This is a genomic window from Microvirga vignae, assembly GCF_001017175.1.
Classification (GTDB): domain Bacteria; phylum Pseudomonadota; class Alphaproteobacteria; order Rhizobiales; family Beijerinckiaceae; genus Microvirga; species Microvirga vignae.
This window is the reverse complement of the sequence record NZ_LCYG01000092.1, coordinates 1-23,907: the sequence shown is the minus strand read 5'-3', so window position 1 is coordinate 23,907 and position 23,907 is coordinate 1. Positions and strand designations below refer to the sequence as shown.

26 protein-coding genes and 1 pseudogene are annotated in these 23,907 nt (G+C 63.2%); 7 read left to right on the top strand and 20 right to left on the bottom strand.

Annotation, left to right across the window (positions count from 1 at the left end; all coding sequences use genetic code 11):
• Positions 1–96 precede the first annotated feature (96 nt).
• From AA309_RS37890 to AA309_RS27190, 7 genes and pseudogenes are all read right to left on the bottom strand, one after another.
• Positions 97–374: pseudogene (locus AA309_RS37890) on the bottom strand (DDE-type integrase/transposase/recombinase); the annotation flags it as partial.
• Positions 375–467: 93 nt separating this feature from the next.
• Complete coding sequence (locus AA309_RS27220) at positions 468–689, bottom strand: helix-turn-helix domain-containing protein (protein ID WP_052955033.1); 222 nt, start codon at positions 687–689, stop codon at positions 468–470.
• A gap of 579 nt (positions 690–1,268) precedes the next feature.
• Positions 1,269–1,607: a hypothetical protein gene (locus AA309_RS27210; protein WP_150117790.1), complete on the bottom strand. Its 339-nt coding sequence runs from the start codon at positions 1,605–1,607 to the stop codon at positions 1,269–1,271.
• A gap of 381 nt (positions 1,608–1,988) precedes the next feature.
• Positions 1,989–2,627: a response regulator gene (locus AA309_RS27205; RefSeq protein WP_047192159.1), complete on the bottom strand. Its 639-nt coding sequence runs from the start codon at positions 2,625–2,627 to the stop codon at positions 1,989–1,991.
• 107 nt (positions 2,628–2,734) lie between these two features.
• A complete protein-coding gene (locus AA309_RS27200; RefSeq protein ID WP_047192158.1) occupies positions 2,735–4,474 on the bottom strand; it encodes a hybrid sensor histidine kinase/response regulator in 1,740 nt (579 codons plus the stop codon).
• Between the two features lie 165 nt (positions 4,475–4,639).
• A complete protein-coding gene (locus AA309_RS27195) occupies positions 4,640–7,177 on the bottom strand; it encodes an NAD-dependent epimerase/dehydratase family protein (protein WP_047192157.1) in 2,538 nt (845 codons plus the stop codon).
• A 241-nt stretch (positions 7,178–7,418) separates the two neighbouring features.
• Positions 7,419–7,811: a c-type cytochrome gene (locus AA309_RS27190; protein WP_244470512.1), complete on the bottom strand. Its 393-nt coding sequence runs from the start codon at positions 7,809–7,811 to the stop codon at positions 7,419–7,421.
• 202 nt (positions 7,812–8,013) lie between these two features.
• Between AA309_RS27190 and AA309_RS27185 the strand changes: the two genes are divergently transcribed.
• A complete protein-coding gene (locus AA309_RS27185) occupies positions 8,014–8,322 on the top strand; it encodes a hypothetical protein (protein ID WP_150117789.1) in 309 nt (102 codons plus the stop codon).
• Here AA309_RS27185 and AA309_RS27180 read toward each other — a convergent pair.
• The 3 genes from AA309_RS27180 to AA309_RS27170 all read right to left on the bottom strand — a co-directional run bounded on the left by AA309_RS27180 (position 8,317) and on the right by AA309_RS27170 (position 9,491).
• Complete coding sequence (locus AA309_RS27180; protein ID WP_047192155.1) at positions 8,317–8,508, bottom strand: hypothetical protein; 192 nt, start codon at positions 8,506–8,508, stop codon at positions 8,317–8,319. The two genes, AA309_RS27185 and AA309_RS27180, sit on opposite strands and share 6 nt — an antisense overlap.
• Before the next feature lie 357 nt (positions 8,509–8,865).
• A complete protein-coding gene (locus AA309_RS27175) occupies positions 8,866–9,192 on the bottom strand; it encodes an I78 family peptidase inhibitor (protein ID WP_210166524.1) in 327 nt (108 codons plus the stop codon).
• 89 nt (positions 9,193–9,281) lie between these two features.
• On the bottom strand, positions 9,282–9,491 hold the full coding sequence (locus AA309_RS27170; protein ID WP_047192154.1) for a hypothetical protein: 210 nt from the start codon (positions 9,489–9,491) through the stop codon (positions 9,282–9,284).
• A gap of 162 nt (positions 9,492–9,653) precedes the next feature.
• Between AA309_RS27170 and AA309_RS27165 the strand changes: the two genes are divergently transcribed.
• The 3 genes from AA309_RS27165 (at position 9,654) to AA309_RS27155 (ending at position 10,854) form a co-directional block, all read left to right on the top strand.
• Positions 9,654–9,842, top strand: coding sequence for a CsbD family protein (locus AA309_RS27165; RefSeq protein ID WP_047192153.1), 189 nt, complete (start codon positions 9,654–9,656; stop codon positions 9,840–9,842).
• Positions 9,839–10,183 (top strand): DUF1236 domain-containing protein, encoded by a 345-nt coding sequence (locus AA309_RS27160; RefSeq protein WP_047192152.1) that lies wholly within the window; start codon positions 9,839–9,841, stop codon positions 10,181–10,183. The genes AA309_RS27165 and AA309_RS27160 overlap by 4 nt, the downstream gene beginning before the upstream one ends.
• Positions 10,184–10,515: 332 nt before the next feature.
• Positions 10,516–10,854 carry a hypothetical protein gene (locus AA309_RS27155; protein ID WP_047192151.1) on the top strand — a complete coding sequence of 113 codons (339 nt, stop codon included), beginning with the start codon at positions 10,516–10,518 and terminating at the stop codon, positions 10,852–10,854.
• Positions 10,855–11,236: 382 nt separating this feature from the next.
• Here the strand turns inward: AA309_RS27155 and AA309_RS27145 are convergent, their stop codons facing one another.
• The 7 genes from AA309_RS27145 to AA309_RS27115 form a co-directional block, all read right to left on the bottom strand.
• Entirely contained in the window at positions 11,237–11,698 is a 462-nt protein-coding gene (locus AA309_RS27145; protein WP_047192149.1) for a YbhB/YbcL family Raf kinase inhibitor-like protein, read from the bottom strand.
• A gap of 41 nt (positions 11,699–11,739) precedes the next feature.
• A complete protein-coding gene (locus AA309_RS27140) occupies positions 11,740–12,234 on the bottom strand; it encodes a YciE/YciF ferroxidase family protein (RefSeq protein WP_047192148.1) in 495 nt (164 codons plus the stop codon).
• Positions 12,212–12,907, bottom strand: coding sequence for a phosphoribosyltransferase (locus tag AA309_RS27135; RefSeq protein ID WP_047192147.1), 696 nt, complete (start codon positions 12,905–12,907; stop codon positions 12,212–12,214). The genes AA309_RS27140 and AA309_RS27135 overlap by 23 nt, the downstream gene beginning before the upstream one ends.
• On the bottom strand, positions 12,894–13,592 hold the full coding sequence (locus tag AA309_RS27130) for a dienelactone hydrolase family protein (RefSeq protein ID WP_200902063.1): 699 nt from the start codon (positions 13,590–13,592) through the stop codon (positions 12,894–12,896). The genes AA309_RS27135 and AA309_RS27130 overlap by 14 nt, the downstream gene beginning before the upstream one ends.
• A gap of 44 nt (positions 13,593–13,636) precedes the next feature.
• Entirely contained in the window at positions 13,637–14,068 is a 432-nt protein-coding gene (locus tag AA309_RS27125; protein WP_047192146.1) for a CBS domain-containing protein, read from the bottom strand.
• A 137-nt stretch (positions 14,069–14,205) separates the two neighbouring features.
• Positions 14,206–14,712 (bottom strand): DUF2267 domain-containing protein, encoded by a 507-nt coding sequence (locus tag AA309_RS27120; protein ID WP_047192145.1) that lies wholly within the window; start codon positions 14,710–14,712, stop codon positions 14,206–14,208.
• Positions 14,713–15,494: 782 nt separating this feature from the next.
• Complete coding sequence (locus AA309_RS27115) at positions 15,495–15,788, bottom strand: hypothetical protein (protein ID WP_047192144.1); 294 nt, start codon at positions 15,786–15,788, stop codon at positions 15,495–15,497.
• Positions 15,789–16,220: 432 nt separating this feature from the next.
• On the opposite strand from AA309_RS27115, the gene AA309_RS27110 reads away from it, so the two are divergent.
• A complete protein-coding gene (locus AA309_RS27110; protein WP_047192143.1) occupies positions 16,221–16,565 on the top strand; it encodes a hypothetical protein in 345 nt (114 codons plus the stop codon).
• Here AA309_RS27110 and AA309_RS27105 read toward each other — a convergent pair.
• Positions 16,558–16,848: a tetratricopeptide repeat protein gene (locus tag AA309_RS27105; protein WP_047192142.1), complete on the bottom strand. Its 291-nt coding sequence runs from the start codon at positions 16,846–16,848 to the stop codon at positions 16,558–16,560. The two genes, AA309_RS27110 and AA309_RS27105, sit on opposite strands and share 8 nt — an antisense overlap.
• Positions 16,849–17,249: 401 nt before the next feature.
• Between AA309_RS27105 and AA309_RS27100 the strand changes: the two genes are divergently transcribed.
• Together AA309_RS27100 and AA309_RS27090 are read left to right on the top strand one after the other, a co-directional pair.
• A complete protein-coding gene (locus AA309_RS27100; protein ID WP_047192141.1) occupies positions 17,250–18,584 on the top strand; it encodes a replication-associated recombination protein A in 1,335 nt (444 codons plus the stop codon).
• 277 nt (positions 18,585–18,861) lie between these two features.
• Complete coding sequence (locus tag AA309_RS27090; protein WP_047192139.1) at positions 18,862–20,949, top strand: NAD(+) synthase; 2,088 nt, start codon at positions 18,862–18,864, stop codon at positions 20,947–20,949.
• Between the two features lie 286 nt (positions 20,950–21,235).
• On the opposite strand, the gene AA309_RS27085 is transcribed toward AA309_RS27090, so the two are convergent.
• Entirely contained in the window at positions 21,236–22,417 is a 1,182-nt protein-coding gene (locus AA309_RS27085) for an NnrS family protein (protein WP_047192138.1), read from the bottom strand.
• Positions 22,417–23,862, bottom strand: coding sequence for a cytochrome c oxidase accessory protein CcoG (gene ccoG, locus AA309_RS27080; RefSeq protein WP_084731709.1), 1,446 nt, complete (start codon positions 23,860–23,862; stop codon positions 22,417–22,419). Before ccoG ends, AA309_RS27085 begins: the two co-directional genes overlap by 1 nt.
• Between the last annotated feature and the right edge of the window lie 45 nt (positions 23,863–23,907).

The window sequence follows — 23,907 nt, the reverse complement described above, 5'->3', positions numbered from 1 at the left end:
CTGTGTTTGGTTGATAATGCCGTGTCACGCTAACTTGGGGAGGCGACAGAACGCCCTAACCTTGTTGATTTCAGGCGCGCCGCCTTGCTGCGACTTTTACGCCGCCATGGCTTGTAGACGGCGCAGGTGAGCAGGGAGGGCAGACAGGTGGGAAGAGGGCGAAACGTGCAAGTTTCTAACGGCCGGGAGGACCGAAGTGAACCGCTGCAGGCCGCCCGGCGATCGGAAGCCCTGCATCGCCCGTTCTCGTCGGTGCAGGGATAGATGCGAATTTTCTGCCCGGTTGTCGAGGCCCTGAGGGGGCGATGCTCCATTGTCGGCACAATCGGACGTTGGGCGGCAGTGTAGGATTCGAGTTTGTCAGTGATCATCCGCTCACGTATGTGGAAGAAGGGCTCGCCCATGCGAAGACGGCGGGCCATAGGGGCAGCTGACATCCGACTGAAGGGGCAGGTGAACTTTGCCCGTTATAGTGGCGGATCAATCCTAAACGATGCCCAGGCGTGGTAGCGGGTTCGTCCGGTAAGCTCACGTGGCAGCGCTCCGCCTAGCTGCGCCAGCATCAGATCCACCGCCTTGGGTGTGACCTTCAGAAGCTTCGCCCCGAGCGGCACCGTCACGAGCGGGCGCGACAAGAACAGTTCCCCCAGTTTCGGCAGCTTCGAGTTGCTGCGGCACGTCTTTGTCACCCGCTCCCTTAACTCGCGAGCCAAGATCAGACGGTCTAGTTCGGCTCAGTTCACACGAAGTGGAATGTTTCCCCTCACTAGCCCGGAAGGGAAACATCTTGAGGCGAAAGGCTCTCGCTGCCAGTCGTTTCTGCCTGCTCCTCGGGCTTCGGGCGGAGCATCGGCTGGAGTCTCCTTGCGTTGAGCTCATCCCGCGCCCGGAGAGCAGCCATCCCGCGGGCCACAGTGTCTTCGACGCGCTTTGCGAAACCGTGAATTGGCAGTCTCAGCATCGTAGGTCTCTTTCGTAAGCTGTCGAGAGTGGCGCGACGCAGACAGGGCCATTGGATCCGCCGTTCGGAGGCGCTGATTGCGCCTCTCCCAAAGCCAGGAGGGCCATCATTTCGCCGGAGGACTCCGAGCCCGGTCCGGACCAAGGCATCCTTGCCGTTACGGACCTTCCTGTCCTCTCGCAACTCCCGCCTGGCGCGCCTCTGCCCACGCTTCCCTCCCGACGGAGAGCTGAACCACCATTCCTTCGGCGGTCGATGTCCCGAGACCTTAATCGAAGGCGCTGGCAAGGTGACGGGGTCCATCTTCCTAGTGCAGGCCCCGGGCCTGCTGCCTTGCGCTGGTGATGAGTTCCACCGCCTGAGCTAGCTCATCCTCGTCGAACTCGGTGCACCCGCAACTGTCGATCACGGAGCGGCTTGCATGGGAGTAAATCTCCAACCAGAACCATGGCACGCCTGGAAGCCTTTGCTTTTCCGGGACTTCCGTCAGGCGTGCCTCCAGCACGCCCAACCGGACAACGGTCACGATGCGGGTGCCGTTGGCCTCGGGCGTGCAGGCAAGCTGCAGATAGGCCCGGATGATGTGCTGTTCGATCTCGTCGGGGCTCATCTTGGTCCCGGCGAAGCTGATGGGAATTCCTGTCATCCAAAGCATTGCGTTCCTGAATTGTCGGGCCGGAATCCGCGCCTCCGGCCCCTGCATTCGTTTGTCGGTCAACCCACGCGAGGATGAGCCTATCGATCCAGGCACCTGCCGCTCGCCAGAGGCCGATCAGGAGCTGTCCAATCCACGCCAGCATATCCTCTTCTCAGCCGCCAAGCCGGACGCGCCACCCTGGCGGTGGCTTCGTCGCCTGGTGCCTGAACGAAGGCCTCCGAAGGTCTAGCCCTCAGATGGCTGAGAGAAACACCTGTTCCGGGCGCTCAAGGCGCCAGCACCATTCAGGAAACCGCATTGCCACCCGGATTGAAATCAGGTGAGGACCGGAGGCGAGGATCAGGATTGCCCTACCACGGGGCAGGACAATCAGGGCTCGATCAGCTTGTTGCGCACAGCATAGAGGGCAAGCTCCACCCCTGAGCGCAGGTTCAGCTTCCTCATCGCCGCAGTCCGGTGGCTCTCGACGGTCTTGATGCTGACCTTCCAGCGATCGGCGATGTCACGGTTGCTCCGCCCCTCCGCAACAAGCTGGATCACCTCCCGCTCGCGCGAGGTCAGGGTCTGCGACGCCACCACCTTGCCGCCACTCAGGAAGGTGTCGAGCAGGGTCTGAGCGACCTGAGGCGAGAAGTAGGGTTTCTTGCACAGAAGGGCCTGTACGGCCCTGACGACCTCGGAATCGTCCTCGGTCTTGAGCAGATAGCCGCGCGCACCGGCGCGCAGCACGTCGCGAATGATGTCCTCGTTGTTGTGCATCGTGTAGATCAGCACCTCGGTGCTCGGGCAGGCACGGCGGATGTGACGGGTGGCTTCGAGGCCGTTCAGCCCCGGCAGGGAATAGTCGAGGATCGCCACGTCCGGCCGGTGCCGGCCGACAAGGTCGACCGCGACCTGCCCGTTCTCGGCAAGGGCGCAGATCTGCCAGCCAGCCTGAGCCTCCAGCAGAGCCTGCAAGCCCCTGCGCACGATGGCGTGGTCGTCGGCAACGAGGAGTTTTACGGTCATGGCACTCCCATAGGATCCGATAATCCTTATCCCCGCAGCCACGGCGCCCCTATCGGGTCTGAACCCGAGTGACGGCTCGGGATTTTCCTGAGTGCTGCTTGTCGCTCTCAGGAGCGCAACTCTCCCAAACCCACAGCCGCCTCTGGCCCAAGGTTGTCGTTAGCCCGATCCTCCCGGGCTGCAGCGGGGAACATGAGCCGAACCGTCGTGCCGCGGCCCTCCTCGCTGTCCAACTGCACATCGCCGGCACTCTGCTGGACGAAGCCCAGGACTTGGCTGAGGCCGAGCCCGCTCCCCTGTCCCTTGGTGGTGAAAAAGGGATCGAAGGCCCGTTCCAGCACCGCCGGAGGCATCCCGATGCCCGTGTCCGTCACGGTGATCTGAACCCATTGTTCGTCTGCGCCAGACGGACGACGAATGCCTACAGAACCAGGAGGCGGACTGGTGATCTCGGTCGCCACCGTGACGGTCCCGCTGTCAGGCATGGCATCCCGGGCATTGAGCACTAGGTTGAGCAGCGTCGCTTCGAGTTGCACCGGATCGAGGAGGGCTGCCGTGCCTCCGCTGGCCAGATTGAGGTCGAGAGAGACCCGGGGGCCCGCAGCTTGCCGCAGAATTGGGACAAAGCCTGCAATCCGCTCGTCGATCCCGGTCACCTCCGGCCGGAGTTCCTGACGCCGCGCAAAGGCCAGCAGGCGCTCGATCATGGCCCTTGCGCCCTTGAGAGCTTGGTCGGTCTCGTTGACCAAGGACAGAACCTCCGCGCGGCCGGCCAGGGAAGGCTTCAGGAGCAGGAAGGTCGATTGCACGATCCTGATCGTGTTGCCGAGATCATGCGCGATGCCGCCGGCAATGCGCCCGAGGCCTTCGAGCCGCTGCACCCGGCTGAGCCGCGCCTGCTCGATCTGCTCGCGCCGGCGGCTTTTCTGCACGAGGAAGATCAGGGCAACGATCAGGCCAAGAAGGATGACCGCAGTGATGAAGACCACGGCCGCGTGCTCGCGCCAAGGCTGGAACACGGCTTGCTGCGCCAAGCCCACGATAACAACGGCTGGTGCAGTGCCGAGGGCCCGGTACGCGGTAACTCGGGTGGTGCGGTCGACCGGGCTTGGGGCCCAGAAGACTCCTTGCGGACTGCGGAGCAGGTAGGTGTAGAACGGTTCGGCGGCGGCGAAGGATCTGCCGATGGCCGCCTCGGAGGCCGGGCTGCGGGCCAGAAGGGTGCCCTCGCGCAACAGAAGCGCGATGAACCCGTTCTCGCCGACGGAGAGCCCGCGATAGAACTGCTCGAAATAGCGCGGCTCAAGCGCGGCCACGACGATGCCGCCGAAACTGCCGTCGGGATGATTGATCCTGCGGCTGAAGCTGACGAACCAGGCGTCGACCGACCGGCTGCGGAGCGGCTGCCCGATATGCAGGCCGAGGGTGGGATCCTCCTGATGGGCCTTGAAGTAAGGACGATCCGCCAGGCTGACCTGCGGCGTGGAGGGATAATCGGTATCGTGCGTGATGAACCCGTCCGGCCCAATGACATAGAGAGCGCGGACATACGGCAAGGCGTTGAGCCGCTCCTTCAGCGCACCCCGAAAGCGGGCATCGTTGTCGGGCATGTCAGCGATAGTCGTCTGGGCATCGCGGATGCCCAGGAGCGTGAAGTCGACCGCCTGGAAGGTCCGCTCGGTCTGCTCGGCCAGCACATGAACCAAGTTCCGGGCACCCTCTTCGCCACGTCTTGCCGCCTCATTGTAGCTTTGCAGGAGTTCCAGCGCACCCAGCAGCACGATGCCGAGCGCGAGAATGACGGCTGGGGCAAGGGAGAGCGCAAATCTGGCGGACCTGGGTCCCATGCACCGAATCTCCAGGCCGGGGAGCGATTGCATCAATGGTTATTCTAGGTCGCCCGATCCGTCAGTCATGGGGAGAAAGTATGTCTTTCCTTTCGTAACTCCCAGATGGGGTGCAGACAGAATAGCTTCCAATCCCGCATACGTTCCAAGACCGATCAGGCCGGGCTACAGGATGTACTGATCCCATCCGCCGTAGTGCTCCCGGCTGCGCGTCCCGCGCGGCAGGCTCAAGACGGCGAGGGCAAGACCCGCGACGAGATCGGCAACCGACGCAATGGCGGTGCCGCCGTCGAGCAGGAACGGCGATACGGCAACCCACAACCCGAGCGGCACGTTCAGGAGCCGCACCGACCGCGCCACCTCCGCCCAAGCCGTCACGGCGACGACAATGGCAACACAGCCCGCAACGTGATCGCTGAAGTACAAGGATGGCTCGACACCATGAAGAAGGCGCGTGCAGAGCAGGTAGACACCGATCAACGTGCAGCCAACCAGTGTCCAAGGATAGGTGACGCCGCCCCTGAGGAACTCCCATGCGATCCGGCCGATGGGCATGTTCAATCCCTGCACCGGATCCCGCTGCTCCGAGAGCACCGGACCGCTGACGATCAGGGTGAGCCAGACGGGACTGCCGACGCGCCGGCTCTGCCACAGATACTGCGCTGTCGCGAACACCTCGTCGACCGAGTACGGGATCAGCAGGACAGTGATCGCCGCCTGCACGAGGCAGAGCGTGCACAGCGCGCCGATGATCGTGGGCTGAATGATGATGAAGCCGACACTGACCGCCCCCAGTGGCACGATGAGGAGCCCGAACAGCAGCACCAGCCATGGCATGGTGCGCCAACGGCGCTGATCTCCGACGATGCCGGTCAGAATGTCGAGGATGTAGGTGACTGCTCCCAGCCCGGCGTCGGCGATGGGAAAGGACTTGGACACGCTTGATGTGACGACGGCTTCAGTGCCGTTGCGCCCACCGCCGTGGCCGGAGAAGAACGGATCCCACAGGCCGTCGATGTGCCCCAGTTGAAACGCGCCCAAGTAACGTGAGATGAACAGTCCGACAAAGGCCAGCGCCACGATGGGCACGCGCTGCACGTAGGACGAGGGCGAGTACGACCAGCCGAGCGGCACGTCTGCGGGCGAGGCCAAAGCCTCGCGACTGATGCCGGGCTGCGGCGGCACCATCACGGCGAATACGATCACGAGCGTGCCGATCAGCGTATCGACGGCGTAGGCCGCAGCGCTCGTCGTCCAGAACACCAGCGGAGCGAACAGCACCCAGACGCCCACCAGGGCGACCGCCCAGGGTGCCCAGGATCGGGCGCGGGCAAGGGCAAGACACGACAGCCCGATCACGGCAAGGCCGCTCGCCATCTCGCTCCAGGCGAGCCACGCGTTGCGCAGTTCTGGCGGCGGGAGTTCGTGCCCGGCGGCGGGGGGAGGCGGCAGAGGGCCGACAGGGTCGAAGAGGCCGTAGGCGAACGGCCCCACCAGCAGCCATGAGCCCAGCGCGATATTGGCGAGATGGGCCCACAGGGTGGCCCCATGTTCCTGCGCGAGCACGGTGTCGACGGCCTGCACCGAGGGGTGGTCCGACGGCGGCTGCCGCTCGACCACCTCTTGCAGCTCCGGTTCTGCGGCCGCGACCACGGAGGGATTGAGTTTGTTGTCCTCATACCAGTCCGTTGGATCGGCCTTGAGCGCCGCGATCATGGCGGGCAGTGTCGCCAGCAGGGATCTGCGTGGTGACCAGCCCAGGAGCGTGCGGGCCCTGCTGATGTCGAGCTCATAGTGGTCGTCGGCGATCTCGACCATCCAGGGCCGGATGAAGGGATCGTGCGCAAGCACCTCCTCCTGAACCCAGGCACCGGCCTCGACGAGGGGCTTGGGCAGCGCCACCACCGGCCAGGATTCGCCATGCACGAGTTCGCCGATGCGCCGCTGCAGGGTTTTATAGCTTGGCGTCTCGGTTTCCCCGAGCAGAAAGACGGCTTCAGCCGGCAGATTGCCGCGCTGGTTCACAACGCGCTCGACCGCATCGACGAGATCGTCGAGGTGCAGCGAAGGCTGTCCGCGCGAAGGGTCGCCGGCGAACAGGTAGCTTGTGGGCTGGCGCTCGAAGATGCGGGCGATCTGCTGGGCAAGAAACGCGGAGCGGCAGCGCTCGTCGTAGACGCCGGCCGGCCGCAGGATCACGACAGGGATCGAGCCGTGTTCGGCTCGGACCACCTGTTCGGCCTCGACCTTCGACTGCGGGTAGGCCCACTTGGGCTCAAGCGGCCAGTCCTCGTTGATCGGCCGGCCCGGCTGCGTGGGGGCGTGAACGAGCATCGTGCTCGCAAACGCGAACTGCTCGACCCTGTCGAACCCACGCTGCAGCGCCCGCAGGAGGCGGCGGGTGCCCTCCACCGTCACGCTCTGGTACTTGGGATCGGGCTCGCCGGACAGGTCATAATACGCCGCCAAGTGGATCACCGACGCGAGGCGGGTGCCGAACCGGCGGCGGATCTCACCCAGGGCCCCGCGCACATTGTCGTCAGAGGTCAGGTCGACCAGGATTGTTTCGACGCCCTCCAAGGGCTTCCGGGGCTGGACGGTGTCGAGCCCCACCACCCGATAGTGCCGCATCAGGCGCGCGGCCATCGCCTGTCCCAGGAAGCCGCTGGATCCGGTGATCAGGACGACGGGACGCGGTGGCATGAGACCCTCCTTGCGGCCCAGGGCTCGTTCCCTCCGTGATTCTGGGCTGGCGGAGGCACTGCCTCAAGGGCCCGAAGCTGCGGCCCGAAGCTGCGAGGCTCCGCCCGGCACTGAGCGGCTGGGGTTTGGGCAGCCGCCCGGATCGTGCCTGATCGTCACCTTCCAGGCCCATGGGTCCCGAGCATCGCCGGGCGTTTGACGCCAACCTCAATCTCATCCGAAGGCCTTGCTGCCGGGTCCGTCAATGTTCAAGCGACTTCAGATACTCGATCATGTCCTCGATCTCCCGCACCTCGAACCTGAGGACGGGCTTGCCCGGGTGCCCCGTCGTGAGCCCTTCCGCAAGCGCCTCCTCAAGAGACTCGACGGGATAGCGCTGGTGGAGATCGCGAAGAGGTGGCGCAGCCGGCATCGGGCTGGCGTCGGCTCGCCCGACCGCATGGCAACCTGCACAATTGGCCTCGAGCAGGACGCGGCCGCGCTCCACCCCCGAGCCCCGAGAGCCCGCGAGGAGCATGAGCAAGGCTATCGCCGAAAGCGGCAGTGTCGTCGAGTGTTCGAGCATCGCGGCCCAATCGGGTTTCAGAGCCCCTGCGAACCCTTGCTCCAGGCGTGGCTCGGCGGAGAAAAGCACCGCCTTTGCCAATGCCGGATGAACATATCATCCGGCATTGGCACTCCAAGCGCAGACCTGCTCCAGATAGGCTGCGAGATCATAATCGCCGAGGAGTTCCCCGGGGCCGGACCGTCCGTTCCACTTCGATGGTAATCGTTTGCCCATCGCCGACCGTAATCACGCTCCGCCTGGTGCGGGTCCAGGATCCGTCGGAGTTTTGATGGGACGCTTCGCAGAGGTCTGGTGCCACCGCCTTCCTCCCGCATCGAAGCCAATGCGTTCGGGCGAACGTCAGCGCCCACCGGCCACTGGCACGATGCTCACCACCTGCGGCATCATCGCCGCACTCCTCCATGCGCCATCGCATGGCGGGCATGAAAATGCCTGCCTGCGCATTCTCCTCCCGGCTGGCGTTCCGATGCCCGTACCGCTCCACCGTCTTCGGTCCCTGGTTGCGGAAGGCCGGTTGCCCAAAGGCGAGAACCGGGATCTTCCAGATTTCGGCGGATCGGCACACCCTGTCCTATGAGGTCTGTGCGACGTAGAGCCGGTCGAATTCGGCCGGGACATGCTGAAGCCCATCCGCATCGGTAATGAGAAGATCGACGACACCGTCCGTGTCCAGCTGGTGCGCCTTCTCCAGGGCTGCGGCGGCGCTGTCACAGGTGACGGCCACCGTCCCGTTCCGCCCGTTTCCAGTCACGACAAAAAACATGTTGCCTCCGCCTGATTACCTGCTGTTCGAGGTAGGATGGCCGGCTCCCATCCAACGGCATCTCGGATGCAGACGCCGCGTTGGAGCAATGGGGAACAATGGCCGGTCCGTGCCGGCTGCCTCCTGACAGGGACGCCTCGTCCTGACGGCACGATCCTGCAGGTCACGGCCTCGGCCTGTGCCTCCGCATGGTCCTGAAACCAACGCCCGGCCCCTGGGTCGGTTCGCCCACCGGGTGCGGCATACGCGTACCCGCACGCTGAGCCTCGGATTGTAGAACTCTATACCATCCTCACCGGCCCGCCGCCGGAGATTCCGACCACGACCGCAAAGGGATCCGTGACACCAAATGTAATCTCAGCCGCAGCGGACTCCCGTCACGATGCCGACGCGGTCCACCTCGACGTTCAGGCGGTCGGAGTCGAGGTCGGTTGTGTAAGCGCCTCCCGGCTCGATCTTGCGGACCTCGCGGGCGCCCGCTGCCCGTCGGGCTTGCTCGGCCAGTTCGGGCGAGTACGGCTGCCCAACAACCGGCCGGGCCTCGCCGGCCGCACACCTCGGTCGAGCCGGAGCGGTGGCGGGTTGGGCGAAACCGCGGGCGGGGCCGATGATCAACAGACCGGAAGCAAGAAGAGCCTGGGTCCTGCGGCTGAGACCCATCGCCCGGTGGATGCGTGGTCGCACAGCAGCCTCCCGCGTTCGGATCTGGCGAGGAATGTCGTTCAGGGCTGCAGAAAGCGTAACACCGACCGACATCCTCGACCCTGGACGGCTCAGGACGCCGAGTGAAACAGGTAGAAGCCGTTGGCCGCCGCAGAGGCCTGCGCCGCGGTGGCGTCGAACCCTGACAGCGCCTCAATGTCGAGTGGACGGGCGTACTCCCAGTTATCCGCAGTCACGAAGTTCGGGACGGGCACGTCCTGGGGAACGGCGCAGAACAGGTCTGCTTCACCCTTGCGCCGGAACAGATTGTACGTGCGCATTGGTCAATCTCCTCGCTCTGACACTGGTCGCCAGACTTGCTAGCGGCCTCGTGCGGCAGGAGTGTGATGATTAAGGAAAACGGGCGCGACCAGGTGCCTCAATCTGGAACGCTCCAATCATCAAAGCGTTGTTATCACACGGATTTTTGTAGGAGATAAGTCATGGACCAAGATCGCATCGAAGGTGGCGCAAAGACATTCGGCGGGCGCGTGAAGGAATTCTTCGGGCGCTTGTTCGGCGACACGAAGCTGCGCAGCGAGGGCAGGATGGATCAGGCCGAGGGCAAGATCCAGAACACCGTCGGCGGGCTGAAGGACAGCATGCGCGAGGACGGCAGACGCGGCTCATGACGGGTTTGTTGCGGACCACCCTGTTCGCGACCTTGCTCGCGGCATCGGCGGCGGCTCAGACCGGCAGTACGCCGGTGGAAACCCCGCCCGTGCCGCTCTCCCCGGAGAAGCAGGCTGTGGTCAAGCAGCACGTGCAGCGGGCGAAGCCACCCGACGCCCAGACTGACGGCCCTGTCACAGTGGGGATGACCGTGCCGGAAAGCGTGGAGCTGTGGAGCCTGCCCCAGGACAGCGTCACCGAAGTGCCGTCAGTAACAAGTTACAAGTTCCTGATGAAGGGCAAGACCATCGCGGTTGTGGACCCGGAAAGCCGCAAGGTCGTCCAGATCATCCCGAACTAAGGCTCTGACCATCTGCCGGGTCCACAACGGCGGCCGGGGTCGAGGCGGTCAGGCTCAAAAGGAACTCCGAGGACATGGGCAATCCGGACGGGAGCATTCCGCGGGAACAGCCCTGAACCTCGCAGATGGGTGACGAAAGCAATCGTCCTGTAAGGCTGATACGGCCGATCGCCCGGCTGGCGGATCACATGAATGCGTTCGAAGTCAGCGCGGTTGCGAACATCGTGTGAGCACAATCCTCCTCGCCTTCCCTGCAACGATTATCGGGTGGAACGAGCCCATGCAGCCCGCGTTGGCCTCATGAGCCTTCCCCTGGTGAATGGAGGCTTCTCATGAGCCCCAGACAACGCGACATTCGGATTGCCCTCGTCGCCCTCGCAGCCCTGATCGCGAGTGTCGAGGCCGCCGCGGCGCAGGGCCAGCCTCAATCCTCCGACGTTCCCAAGTCCGAGAGCACCGGCCCTCAGGATCCCCGCTCGACCGGCTCGGTAGGACGCTCTGACGAGCCTTTGAGCGACAAGCTCGACAGAACCGGCGGCGTGATCCGCCCGCCTTCCGATATCGCACCCGACATGTCCGTCCGGCCACCGGTGCCGGAACCCGGCACGACTCCGGTGATCCCTCCTCCGGGCAGTCCAGGCGGGGATCAAACCATTGAGCCGAAAGGATGAGGTTTCCCTCATCGAGAGAGTGGAAGTTGCCGATCCGGCTTCAGCGGTGCCGCCAACGGTCCTGACTCCCACAAAGGTGAAGGCTCGCTATTGCGTTTCCGGTTCGGCGGGCCAGACCCTGGGCAGCGGGTCCTTTGGACCCTCGGGCAGATAATCGGGTTCGGGACTGATGGGGCCGGGCTGGTCCTGGGCCGGCCTATCCGGTTTCGGCGGCCTCGGATCGCCAGCGGGCTTCTGTTCCGTCTCGCGAGGTTTCTTCGGCCCATGCCCTGACGCCTGGACCAGATTCATGGGCTCATCGGGAGCTGGAAAGACAATCATTGGCGCACTCGGGTTTCGTGATCTCATCGCTCATCGTGACCTCGGCCGTGAGCCTGCGCGTTCAGCGCTCGTAGACCCCAACCACCTCCGCCTCCGCGATCATGTGGGGTCTCGCCTTCGCCCACACGTCCTCGGCTCTTGGCGACGCGGCTATTTCAAGCTGCGGCACGTCGAGGGCGGCCAGTCTGAAATGGTAGTGGTGCGGTCCGTGCCCTTTCGGTGGCTGAGGACCGTCATAGCGGGCGTTGCCGAACCCGTTGACGCCTTCGCCCGCCCCGCTGCGCCCTCGACCGGATGCATCCTCGGGAAGACCCGTTGCCGTGGCGGGGATGTTGTATATCGCCCAGTGCCGGAACGTCCCCGATGGAGCGTCGGGATCCTCGACGAGCACGACGAAACTGCGCGTCTCCGGCGGAGCTCCATGCCATTCCAGCGGCGGCGAAACATTGTCGCCGTCACGGGTGTATCTGGTCGGGATGACTTCGTCCTGCTTGAACGCCGAACTGGCAATCGTGAGCACCATCGCTCCTCTCCCTCCATACGACCTTGCCGTGCTCCGGCAATCTAGCTTGCGGCTGCATCCGGATTGACTACGCGCTTGGCGAGCGTGCTCAGCTTGTCGTCCGTGCGCTTCTCCTCCTCCAGGATGGCGTGCAGCGCCTGCAGGTCCTCCAGCAGTCCGAGCTGCTTCGCCCAGGTGGCGAGCGAGCCGTAGACGGCGATCTCATAGTGCTCGACCCGCTGCGCCGAGGCGATCAGGCCGGCATCGCGCAGGTCCTGATCCTCGACCATGCCGGCCCACTTCTCGGCCTCCTTCAGCATCGCCAGCATGGCCTGGTCGACGTGCTCGCGCGGATCCACCTTGTGCCGGCGCAGGATCTCGTCGAGGCGGGATTGCTGAGAGCGGGTCTCATCGAGATGAGCCTGGATGGCCTGCTTGAGCTCCGGATGGCTCGCCAGGTCCGCCATCCGGGGCAGAGCGTCGACCAGTTGAGCCTCGACGCTGCGCAGTTCCTGGAGTTCTGCAAGGTATATGTCACGGAAGCTGTCGAGGTTCATGAGGCGTCTCCCTGCTCCAGAGCCGGGCCTCGTCGAGGAGCGTGGTCACCTCCCGGTCCGAGGTCTGGCGGAAATCATCGTAGTGCTGCCCAACGGCGTAGAACGGCTCGGGGGTCATCAGGCAGATGACCTCGTCCGCCTCCGCCCTCAGGCGGTCGACCGTATCCTTCGGCGCAACCGGAACGGCCAGGATGAGCCGGGCGGGCCGGGCCTGGGCCAGCCCCTTCAACGCTGCCCGCACGGTGCTGCCCGTGGCAATGCCGTCATCGACCACGATCGCGACCCGACCCTGCACGTCGACCGGCCGCCGCCCGGCGAGATAGTGCTGTCGCCGGCGCTCTATCTCTTGGAGCTGCCGCTGCGTCTCTGCCTCGATATAGCCGGGCGGCACGTGGAGGAGGCCAAGAGCCTCCTCGTTCAGCACGATCTGGGGATGGGCTCCGTCCACGACGGCCCCCACCCCGTATTCGGCATGGCCGGGAGCCCCGATTTTGCGCACGAAGATGAGGTCGAGCGGCGCCCGCAAAGCCTTGGCGACCTCGAAGGCCACCGGCACCCCGCCCCTCGGCAATGCCAGAACGACGACATCATCCGCAGCGTAGGCCATCAGGCGCGGGACGAGCTGATGCCCGGCGTCGGTCCGGTCGCGAAAGCTCAGATCATCCGGTCGCATGGTTTGGGCCTCCTTGGCGCAGGCGCGGGACGAACCAGTCGCGGGCGAGGCTCACGACCTGGTCGAGCGTGCCCGGCTCCTCGAACAGGTGTCCCGCCCTGGGCACAATCGCCAGGTGCTTCTCGCAGGTGAGACGAGCGAGCGCCTCCTCGTTCAGTTCGATCACGCCGTGGTCATCGCCCCCGACGATCAGAAGCGTCGGCGCCCGGACCCGTGACAGCGCAACGCCCGCCAGGTCCGGGCGGCCTCCGCGGGACACGATGGCGGCGATCGGATGCCGGGTCAGAGTCTCCGCGACCAGAGCGGCGGCAGCGCCCGTGCTGGCACCGAAATAGCCGATGGGCGCATCGCGCAACGCCTGGGAGCGGACCCAATCGGTCGCAAGGGCCAACCGTTCGGCCAGCAGGCTGATGTCGAAGACGTTGGCGCGATTGGCTGCCTCCTCCGGTTGGAGCAGATCGAACAGCAGCGTGCCGAGCCCGCTCCTTTGAAGGCGTTCGGCCACCAAGCGGTTGCGCGGGCTCAGGCGGCTGCTGCCGCTGCCATGGGCGAACAGCACGATGCCCTGCCCTCCTGCCGGATGGACCAGTGTTCCCGGAAGCCCAAGCGGCCCAATGGACACCTCGACCTCCGGCCGGTCATACGCATGGCCTAGAGGCCCTGGCTGACTGTTCCTATCCGCCATGATCCACCTCCTGGCTTGTGCCTGCCCGGATCTACTCTCGTGGCTTAGTGCTGGGAGTGCTGGCCTCCGGGCTGCGAGATTCCGCTGACCGCCTCTCCGGCCGCGCGACCACCTTCCATCACGGCGAGGTCGCCCAGAGCGACGATGCCGACGAGACGCTTGTCCCGGTTCACGACCGGCAGGCGCCGCACCTGGATCTCGGCCATGTTGCGGGCAACCGCATCTGTGTCCTCATCCTCGAAGCAGTACTTCACCTCCGGGCTCATGACCTCGCGCACCTGCGTCTGAGGCCCCTTGCCCTCGGCCACCGCCCGCACGGCGATGTCCCGGTCGGTGATCATGCCGACGAGGCGATCCCCCTCCCCGACCGGCATGATGCCGGCATCCACGTCGGCCATCATCCGGGCTGCCTCCTGAATACTCTGGTCGGGACGGGCCACCCGCACGTCGCGGGTCATAACTTCCGCTACACGCATGTCTTGCCTCCATCAGTTCGATTACAATTGCCTGAGCCGCAGCAGGATCATCGCACTCCATGACGGCGAGACCGGCTGCGGCAATGCTGAGGGCTGTCACTTCCCTTACATCGGGCATAGCAGGACGCTCATCGCCCTCAGGAGCGCCCGCCGCCTGCCGCGACATCGCCGGTCTGCGTGATGGTCCGTTCCACCTCGACCTGGGTGTCGGGCGTGACCGGCAGCCAGATCGCCTGCACCTCGCCCGGGAGCGATTGCCTGACCTTATCAATCTGTCCTGGGTTCACATGGCGCGACAGGAGCCGGAACACGGCCTGGGTGGCGTTGCGGGCGTCGACCGGGCGGGTCTGGGCCAGCTGCTCACCGATAGGTGCCAGGAACTCGTCGAGCGAACGGGGCTTCTCGTTCATACGTCCGGGCAAATGCCACTGGTCATAATAGATGCCGCGCACCAGGAGCGGCAGCTGCGAGCCGAGGTGGACGGCGAGTTCCAACGGGATACGGTCGCGCACCGCGCGCAGGACGGCGCCGAGCACATGCCAGGCGACCCTCCGGTCGGAGCCGATCTCTGCCATCAGTTCGTCGAGCCAGATGTGGGTGGTTTGCAGTGTCTTGTCGAAGACGTCGAGACCAGTCGCGCTCATGGGTTACCTCCAGAGACTGCGAGTGCTCACGAAGCCAACTCGGGGCAATTTCGGAGGTTCCGGAGCCACTCCAACAAAGGTGTGCCGGTTCCTCGAGAGGTCTCCGGGTGGGTCCACAGACTTCCGCAAACAGCGGCTTCAAGTGTGGCAGAGTTGAGCGGTGCGATCCGCTAAGCCCTAAAAGAAGTCCGGGATGGAAAGGAGCAGGGATACGGCACACCGCGAACAGCACGGAAATCGGGAAGCCGAAGAAAGATAAACTCAAAGAGGGTGCGACAGCCCAGTCCACGAAGTTGACCGTGGGCGGGATCGTCGAGGCACGGACGGACACCAAGCATTAGGTTCCGCCCCTGAGCGGAACCTCCCGCGGAGTCCGCCGCCAGAAACACGCGTAGCTCCTGATTCATCAGGCTTTCGCCGACGAGCCTTCTATTCCGTCCCGGGCACGCCAAGCGTGATCGGGCTATTGAGTCGAAGTGACGACAGCCTCTCAGGCCGACAATGCCGATTGCTCGCGACGTGGCCTCGCTCGACCACATCATTGAGTTCGCCCATGAGATCACCGACGCGCGCCCGTCCTGCGCGGGCATGGCGTCAGATATTGTGACGTGGTCGAATGCGATTCGAGGCCCCGGCCCAAGGCATGAGGAGTTGACGGCTCTTGTTGATGCAACCTGCCCGGGCCGATCGGAAAAGAGAGAACACTCCTCATCCACGGTCTGCGTGCCTTCGTCCACTTCGCCGAAAGCTGACCTGGCGCCGCCACGATCCAAGCGCCGGTCCTAGCTCGCAGGCTTCCACCTAGGATACCTGAAGCGTTTCTCGAAGGCTTGGTGGTGGCCCACGAGAAGCGAAGCTTCGGACGGAAGCTCGCCGTCGCTGATCTGCTCGAAACCCGCCAATGCGTTAAGAAGCGCCGCATTAGGGAGGCTGGCGAAGAGCGTGGGGGAGCCTGAGGCGGAGGTGGCTACCAGCATCATCTGGCCTGGGCAACCAAGCTTCACGAACAAGCTTTCAAACTGATCCTGGACCTCGTTCCATTCGTTCGGATCGATGATCCTGCGAGTCCAGATCATTGAGCGTCTCCCAACCCAGGAGGTTGCGCCGAAAATCTGAAGATACCGTCGGCGGCGTTCCCCAAGCCAGCCCATCCTGGGAACACACCATATCAGGTTCGCACGGGTACAGCATGCCGATAATCCCTTGGCTCATCTGAACGTGGTGAGGTCGACTGCAAAACTTGCAATGAGCGGGGTCAGCCCAGTCAATCCACGTCGCCCAGGGAGAGCTTCACCAGGAGAGAGCCACCTGCGATGGCCCCTCCCCTGCGTTTCAGCTCAGGTGTACGCCCCTCCGGTCTGGCAGTGTTTTCCGCCGGACTGTGTGATGCCGGCCCTCGCGGCGCCAACCTTAGCGGTCTTGTCACTTACCGGCGAGCCCCTCCGATCCGAACCTGTCCGCTCATGTCCGCGGCTCCCTAGTGCAGTCAGAACCCCTCGCGATGCATCGTGGAGAAGAAGCAAGATATTCTCGTGTCCGAAGCGCTCGCTCAGGCGATTGAGAACGGTATCGACGATCTTATCCACTTCATCTTGCCGGGTAATCTCGTCCACAAGAACGGCCGCATCCGACAAGAGAGGACTTCGACTCGGTCGGTGGCAGGGTCAATTCGAAGGGAGCCGGCCGTCAATGAGAGCCCTGGAACGCCGGAGGATGTGGCGGCGCTCGACGTCTATCTGGCCTCCGATGGATCGAGCTACACGATGAGTCATGTTCGTCTCGTGGATGGAGGACTTGTTGTGGATGGAGGACTTGCGCTCTCAAATCCCTTCTCATTCCTAAATTTTACGTAAGAGACCCCGTCTCGCCCACGTGCGGAATGGCGCGTTTCGCCTCGTTAAGCCAGAAGGCCGCTTCATCGTGTCGCCAGTTCAGCCGCAATGCGCTTCGAAAATCGCTGACAGCCTGTTCGTACAGGCCGAGACTGAGCAGAATGCGACCGCGGATGAGGTGAAAGCGAACGGTATGAGGGGGAGTATTTCTAAGTTTGAGCAAGGATAACACAAGACTCCAATATGCGATAAAGCCAGAAAGCGGCATCTTCTGTCGGCCAAGGCTGTTCTGATCGTTGGACATCGCTATCTTTTCCTAAGGCGCATACTGGTTTCGCTCAGCTCAGCAAAGCGGAACGGCATTCTTAGAGGCCAGGAAAGAATGGCATTGCCCTTCCTTTGCGGAAATCGGAAAAGCGCACGACTTGTCGAAATTGCGCAGAAAACGTAACGCTTCGAGGGTTTCGAGATCCGAACGGCTTTTGAACGGTGCGAAGCAGAAAAGGTCTGCGAACCATGACTCGCGAAGCACAGGTAGTTCCGCCGATCGACTCACGCGCAGATCGTCACGGCTTTCGGCAGCCGTGAAGAAAAGTGTAAGCTCCGGACCGGCAAGGCTCCCTCGAACCTGAAGCAGGCTCTCCCCGGATCCAGCCTCTCTGCACGAAGTTACCAATTTCCGACCATTCACGGCATTGACAACCCATGGTGAAAGCCGATCTCTTCTCGAAGGCCCAGGAGCAGCGTCCAAAGCCCCTCGCCGCCGAGATGCGCCCACAAACGCTCGACGAGCTTATTGGCCAACAGCATATCCTTGGCCCGAACGGGCCGTTGCGACGCCGTGTCCGAGCCGGCCGCCTCGGCACGGTCATCCTCTTCGGTCCGCCGGGAGTGGGCAAGACCACCATAGCCCGCGCGATTGGACAGGAGATGAAGAAGGAGTTTCGCTCCCTTCATCCTGCCAGCAGCAACGTCTCTGACATCAAGGCGGTGGCGCAAGAAGCTCAGGCTAAGGATATCCTCGTCTTCATCGACGAGGTTCATCGCTTCAGCAGCTCACAGCAGGACTATCTCCTCGATCTCACCGAGACCGGCACCTTCGACCTGATTGCGGCGACCACCGGCAATCCCTATCACGTGCTCACCCCTGCGCTCGTGTCCCGCGCATCCATCTTCCAGCTCGAGCCACACTCCCTTGAGGACCTCGAACAGATTGTCGAACGAGCCCTGTCCTTTCTCGCAAGCCGGAAGGATCTGGACGTTCGCCTCGACGCTGAGGCCATGAAACAGCTGATCGGACGCGCAGGAGGCGATGCCCGCCGCGTCTTGAATGCTCTTGAGACGCTGGTTCTCGGAACAGTGTCCGGCTCAGTCGTTTCAATCACCGGAGCCATGGTGGATGAGGTCTATCAAGCCTCGCCCCTGCCGTTCGATCGGAAAGGCGACTTTCACTACGACACCATATCCGCCCTCATCAAATCGATGCGGGGATCGGACCCCGATGCCACCCTCTATTGGCTGGCCCGTCTCATCCATTCCGGTGAGGATCCCCGCTTCATCGCCCGCCGTATTCTCATCCACGCCTCGGAAGACGTTGGTCTGGCCGACAACACGGCCCTTCAAACCGCAGCTGCCGCTCTGACGGCCGTCCAGCACGTCGGCTACCCGGAAGCCCAGATTGTCCTTGCGCACGCAGCCCTGCACATTGCCCGTGCTCCGAAATCGAACTCGGCCTGCCGCGGCATTGGGGCGGCGATGGCCTATGTCAAATCGCAACCCATGATCCCCGTGCCTGCTCATCTGCGGGACGCGCATTATGCCGGGGCGGCCAAACTGGGACATGTGGGCTACCAATTTCCGCATGACGATCCACGGGGATGGGTTGAACAGACCTATGCACCGGGGATCCAGCCTGGCCAGTTCTACCAGAGCGATGGTCGAGGCGGTCACACGTTCGAGGCGCGAGCCGATGCTTGGTGGGAACGCGTCACGGGGCGGCCACAGCCACGATATGGGCTGGACGAGCCCAATAAAGGTTGACGGGTGCTCTCAGGCACGCTCTCGCGAGGACGAGAATCCATGTATGGATGACCTCCTGGCTCACAGGCTGACGAGCAGGATCCTCAAGGAAGCCACCAGGCGGCAAATATTCTTTCGCTTCCTCCTTCAAGAGGCTATTCTTTGCTCGAATACACCCGGCCTTCCAAGGAGTTCCGTGCGCTCTGAAACCACGATCCTTAAAGGTCAAGAGAGGCACGTCGCCGAGTAAGGGCTGCCCTAATGGGAACCACTGCTCGAGGGCCGATTTGGATATGAGATGACTTCTTTCTTCTCACCTTATTCTCACGATTTCGTTCGCATCGCAGCCTGCGTGCCGCGGATCGAGGTTGCGAATCCGCGCTTCAATGTCGAGCGCACGTTGGAGCTTCTGCATCAGGGTGACCGGGAACGCATTGCCTTGATGGTCTTTCCCGAGCTTGGCCTCTCGGCCTATTCCATCGACGACCTGCTGCATCAGGATGCACTGCTGGAGGCGGTTGAAGAGGGTATTGCGCGCCTTGTCGCCGAGAGCGCCGATCTCTTTCCAGCCTTTGCGGTCGGGGCCCCTCTCCGCTGGGAGAACCGCCTCTATAATGCAGGTATCGTCATCCAGGCCGGGCGCATTCTTGGCGTCGTGCCAAAGATCTATCTTCCGAACTATCGAGAGTTCTACGAGCGCCGTCACTTCGCGTCCGGCGCACAAGTTGGCAGGCAGGAGATCACTGTTGCGGGCGAACGCGTCCCATTTGGCGTCGACCTCCTCTTCCGGTCAATCGGCCGCTGCGCTTTCACGTTTCATGTGGAGGTCTGCGAGGACATGTGGGTGCCCCAGCCGCCCAGCACTGTCGCAGCACTTGCCGGCGCAGAGGTTCTTCTCAATCTGTCCGCCAGCAACATCACCATCGGCAAGGCCGAGGATCGACAGCTGCTGTGCGGCTCGCAATCCATGCGCTGCATCGCAGCCTATGCGTTTTCGGCTGCAGGTCCCGGCGAGTCGACCACCGATCTTGCTTGGGATGGCCAGGGCGGCATCTTCGAGGACGGCCTTCGTCTGGCAGAGACCGAGCGCTTCCCCGCGGGCTCTACGATGGCTGTGGCCGATGTGGATCTGGGACGGCTGCGCGCGGAGCGGATGCGCCGTGTCACCTTCGGCGATTGCGGGCGCAATCTGAACGTCACGCCCAACGACTTCCGCACCTTGCAATTCAGCATGGATGCGCCTGAGGAGGCGCTTTCTCTGCGCCGTCCGGTCGAGCGGTTTCCCTATGTGCCGTCCGATCCATCGAAGCTTTCCGAGAATTGCTACGAGGCCTACAACATCCAGGTCCAAGGCCTTGCGAAACGCCTGCAGGCGACACGCACCGAAAAGATCGTCATCGGCGTCTCGGGCGGTCTCGACTCGACGCAGGCTCTCCTCGTCTGCTGCCGCGCCATGGACAAGCTCGGCTTAGCCCGCACCAATATCCTGGCCTATACACTTCCCGGCTTTGCGACCAGCGAAGGCACGAAGGGCAACGCCTGGGCCCTCATGAAAGCGCTCAAGGTCAGCGCGTCCGAGATCGATATCCGTCCTGCGGCACGCCAGATGCTGCAGGACTTGGACCATCCCTTCGCTGAAGGGCAGCCGGTCTATGACGTGACATTCGAGAACGTGCAGGCGGGATTGCGAACCGACTACCTGTTCCGTCTCGCCAATCATCACCGCGGCATTGTGGTCGGCACGGGCGACCTCTCCGAGCTGGGGCTCGGCTGGTGCACGTACGGCGTCGGCGATCAGATGTCCCACTACAACGTCAACGCCTCGGTGTCGAAGACGCTGATCCAGCATTTGATCCGCTTCGTCGCCGCCTCCGGCGATGTCGACCAGGCAACGGCCGACATTCTTCATGCCATCCTGGCGACCGAGATCTCGCCGGAACTCGTTCCGCAGGATGCCTCCGGGCAAATCCAATCGACCGAGGCCATAATCGGCCCCTATGCGTTGCAGGATTTCAACCTGTACTATCTCACGCGCTACGGCTTCAGGCCTTCGAAGATCGCCTATCTCTCCTGGCACGCCTGGAAAGATGCCGCCTCCGGCACGTGGCCGCCGAACATACCGGCGAGCGCGCATCGCTCTTATGAGCTTTCCGAAATCAAGCGCTGGCTGCGGGTGTTTCTCTCCCGGTTCTTCACCAGTCAGTTTAAGCGAACCGCCATGCCGAACGGGCCGAAGATCTCGTCCGGCGGATCGCTATCCCCGCGCGGTGATTGGCGCGCGCCCTCGGATGCGGGACCACAGGTCTGGCTTGAAGAATTGGAGAACAACGTTCCCGATGTTGAACCGGAACCTTCGGGCTCCGTGCATCAGCAGCAAGGCGCATAGACGGCTTGGCCGTTCTCCTGAGCGAAGTCTCGCCGGCAATAACCAAGTTCCTGGCAGCCTGAACAGCCCATACTGCGGCCCCGCAGCGATACCGGTTCATCCTCGAAGCTCTGAAGAGTTTCATTCCCGGGCGCGTCAGACGCGTTCTGTGCGCTTTCAGGAAAGCGTCGCTCCTGCGCGTAAGACGTGTGCTTGCTGCTGTGGTCCGTTGTCAAAGCCTTCCTCCCTGCTTGTCGGTCTAAACTGGCAGAGACGGGAAGGAGGGCCTTGATTTATCGCAAGAACGTCACGCTTTCACGCGCGGCTGCATGAAGACGTTCCAGTATGTCAGCGCGAAGCCGATGAATGTCGCAGCCCATGCCGCGCCCGCCAGATGAAGCAGGGCATCGGTCCAATCGGGGAGAAGAGCCGCGATGATCCGCGCGAGCGCGACAATGACGATGAGGAGATAAAGAACCTGCGTCATCCGCGACGCGACCAGCGCCCGCCCCGTATGCCCGAGGCTGGCGCGCGACATCACGGCGAGCGTCATTCCCCCCATCGCTCCACCCGTCCAGGCATGAATGCCCGCGCCAGTGGGGATGAGGCCCAGGGAGGCGAGACCCGTCAGGATGAAGCCAAGCGGAACGAAGGCATAAGCAACATGCAGGATCAGCACGAGCCGGTCCCTCCATGTCCTGTCACCGGCCCAACGCGCCATATGGACAGTCTGGACGAGACCTGCAGCCACCAGGGCGACACCTGTGATCTGCCATTCGGGCAAGGCGATCCAAACCAGAAGCGCGAGGCTTGCGCCTGCCATCGAGATCATGTCGAAGGTACCGAACGATGCTGGCATGCGGCCGGGATTCTCGCGCGAGAGCCAGTTGCGGGTGAAGCTCGGCACGATACGCCCGCCGATCACCATCACGAGCATCATGGTCGCCGCGACGCCAATGCGGATGCCGTATTCGGCTGCGCCCAGAAGATGCGCCTCGAGGTGAAAGGTGATGTTGCCGATCGTCAGGATACTCAGTGCAACCATGACTTTGAGGTTGCGCCAGTTCTTGCCCTTGATGATTTCCCGCGCCATGACCGCCGCAACGACAATCAGGAACGACACGTCGATCAGCCCGGAGGCCTGCCACCCGATCCAGGCCGAGATCGTGACGGCCACGCGCCCCGCCACCCAGATCAGGACCAGCACGATCAATGGTCTGCCCTGCAGGGGCATGCGGCCTGTCCAGTTGGGAACGGCGGTCAGCAGGAAGCCTGTGATCACGGCCGAGAGATAGCCATAGAGCATCTCATGGATGTGCCAGTCGCGCGGTGCGAAAGCCGTCGATAGCTGGAGCTCGCCGTAGAACATCGGCAGCCAGGCCAGGATCGCGAGCCCTGCATGGAGCGAGCCGAGCAGGAAGAAGGGGCGAAAGCCATATGAGAACAACGCAGGGCCTTCATAAGATCGCAAGCGAGGAATAGGAGCCATCACCGGCCTCCGTCATTGGACATGAACATGTCTTCGGCAATGATACTGTTGCCTGTCTTCGTATCGGTTGCCGTGAACACGACAGGATGGCGGCCGTCCGCTTTGGCTGAGACGAGCACGCGGATCTCCCGTGTGGCATCGGGCTCCACCTGAACAACAGCATCGTCCTCGACCACCTCGAGAGTGGCCTTAGGCAGACCCGTCATATCGATCTCAAAGGAGCGCATTTCGCCGCTCTTGTTGTAAAGGCGCACCGTATAGCCGTTTCGGGTCCGCCCGTCCGAGAGCGTGACGGCCACGGGATTGCGGTCATGGATCACGGTGAGCTTGTCATCGCCGCGGAGGCTCAGGCTCACGCCCATCACTCCTGCCAGAGCGATGATGGAAAGACCAAGACCAACGGTCTTGGGCCTGATGATCCGGCGCTTGGGCTCCTCCTTGCGGTGCCCGCGCTGAATATTGGTCCACGACTCATAATCGATCAGACCACGCGGACGATCGAGCTTGGTCATCACGCTGTCGCAGGCATCGACGCACAGGCCACAATTGATGCAGGCGAAGTTGGGTCCTTCGCGAATGTCGATCCCGATCGGGCAAACGGTCACGCATTGCATGCAATCGACGCAGTCGCCCGCCGGCTCTCCCTTCGCCCTCAATTCCGCGGTCTTCTTGACCGATCCGCGCGGCTCGCCGCGATAGTCGCGATAATTGACGGTAAGCGCCTCCGGGTCCCAGATCGCACCCTGCAGGCGCGGCCAGGGGCACATCCAGGTGCAGACCTGCTCGCGCGCGAAACCCGCGAGCGTATAGGTCGTGGAGGTCAGGATGCCGACCCACGCATAAGAGAGGACGGAAGCCTCACCCGTGACGAGCTCGTAGAGGAGAGTTGGCGCATCCGCGAAATAGAGAACAAACGCACCGCCCGTTCCCATGGCAATGGCGATCCAGATCGCATGCTTGAGACCGATCTCCATCACACGCCGCGCGTTAAGCGGCGCACCCTGCTTCTTCAGCCGCTCGCGGCGGTCGCCTTCGATCCAGCGCTCAACCAGAAGAAAAAGATCGGTCCAGACCGTCTGCGGGCAGAAATAGCCGCACCAGACGCGGCCCGCGACGGCATTGAGCCAGATGAGGACGAGGGTCGCCAAGACGAGCAGGCCGGTCAGGTAATAGACCTCTTGGGGCCAGATCTCGATGAAGAAGAAATAGAGCCGGCCCCGGTCGAAATCGAACAGAACGGCCTGGTCGGGCTGACCCTCCCCTCGCGTCCAGCGCAGGAAGGGAAGAATGTAGTAGACGGCGAGACACACGATCAGCGCCGTCCATTTCAGTCTGCGATAACGGCCGGAGACGGATTGCGGGACAACTCTTTCCGCGATGACACCACGCTTAGGCTTACGCAGATGAGCGCGTTCAGGCTTGAAACTGATATCGAGTGTCGCCATGGCTTTTCATGGAATGGATAGCGCCGCCGCGCTGGTGCGGCGGCG

Coding starts and splice junctions, on each gene's coding strand:
- AA309_RS27210 (WP_150117790.1), bottom strand. CDS start 1,607: ATGACAGGAATTCCCATCAGCTTCGCCGGGACCAAGATGAGCCCCGAC.
- AA309_RS27205 (WP_047192159.1), bottom strand. CDS start 2,627: ATGACCGTAAAACTCCTCGTTGCCGACGACCACGCCATCGTGCGCAGG.
- AA309_RS27200 (WP_047192158.1), bottom strand. CDS start 4,474: ATGGGACCCAGGTCCGCCAGATTTGCGCTCTCCCTTGCCCCAGCCGTC.
- AA309_RS27195 (WP_047192157.1), bottom strand. CDS start 7,177: ATGCCACCGCGTCCCGTCGTCCTGATCACCGGATCCAGCGGCTTCCTG.
- AA309_RS27185 (WP_150117789.1), top strand. CDS start 8,014: ATGGGACGCTTCGCAGAGGTCTGGTGCCACCGCCTTCCTCCCGCATCG.
- AA309_RS27180 (WP_047192155.1), bottom strand. CDS start 8,508: ATGTTTTTTGTCGTGACTGGAAACGGGCGGAACGGGACGGTGGCCGTC.
- AA309_RS27170 (WP_047192154.1), bottom strand. CDS start 9,491: ATGCGCACGTACAATCTGTTCCGGCGCAAGGGTGAAGCAGACCTGTTC.
- AA309_RS27165 (WP_047192153.1), top strand. CDS start 9,654: ATGGACCAAGATCGCATCGAAGGTGGCGCAAAGACATTCGGCGGGCGC.
- AA309_RS27160 (WP_047192152.1), top strand. CDS start 9,839: ATGACGGGTTTGTTGCGGACCACCCTGTTCGCGACCTTGCTCGCGGCA.
- AA309_RS27155 (WP_047192151.1), top strand. CDS start 10,516: ATGAGCCCCAGACAACGCGACATTCGGATTGCCCTCGTCGCCCTCGCA.
- AA309_RS27145 (WP_047192149.1), bottom strand. CDS start 11,698: ATGGTGCTCACGATTGCCAGTTCGGCGTTCAAGCAGGACGAAGTCATC.
- AA309_RS27140 (WP_047192148.1), bottom strand. CDS start 12,234: ATGAACCTCGACAGCTTCCGTGACATATACCTTGCAGAACTCCAGGAA.
- AA309_RS27135 (WP_047192147.1), bottom strand. CDS start 12,907: ATGCGACCGGATGATCTGAGCTTTCGCGACCGGACCGACGCCGGGCAT.
- AA309_RS27130 (WP_200902063.1), bottom strand. CDS start 13,592: ATGGCGGATAGGAACAGTCAGCCAGGGCCTCTAGGCCATGCGTATGAC.
- AA309_RS27125 (WP_047192146.1), bottom strand. CDS start 14,068: ATGCGTGTAGCGGAAGTTATGACCCGCGACGTGCGGGTGGCCCGTCCC.
- AA309_RS27120 (WP_047192145.1), bottom strand. CDS start 14,712: ATGAGCGCGACTGGTCTCGACGTCTTCGACAAGACACTGCAAACCACC.
- AA309_RS27115 (WP_047192144.1), bottom strand. CDS start 15,788: ATGATCTGGACTCGCAGGATCATCGATCCGAACGAATGGAACGAGGTC.
- AA309_RS27105 (WP_047192142.1), bottom strand. CDS start 16,848: ATGTCCAACGATCAGAACAGCCTTGGCCGACAGAAGATGCCGCTTTCT.
- AA309_RS27100 (WP_047192141.1), top strand. CDS start 17,250: ATGGTGAAAGCCGATCTCTTCTCGAAGGCCCAGGAGCAGCGTCCAAAG.
- AA309_RS27090 (WP_047192139.1), top strand. CDS start 18,862: ATGACTTCTTTCTTCTCACCTTATTCTCACGATTTCGTTCGCATCGCA.
- AA309_RS27085 (WP_047192138.1), bottom strand. CDS start 22,417: ATGGCTCCTATTCCTCGCTTGCGATCTTATGAAGGCCCTGCGTTGTTC.
- ccoG (WP_084731709.1), bottom strand. CDS start 23,862: ATGGCGACACTCGATATCAGTTTCAAGCCTGAACGCGCTCATCTGCGT.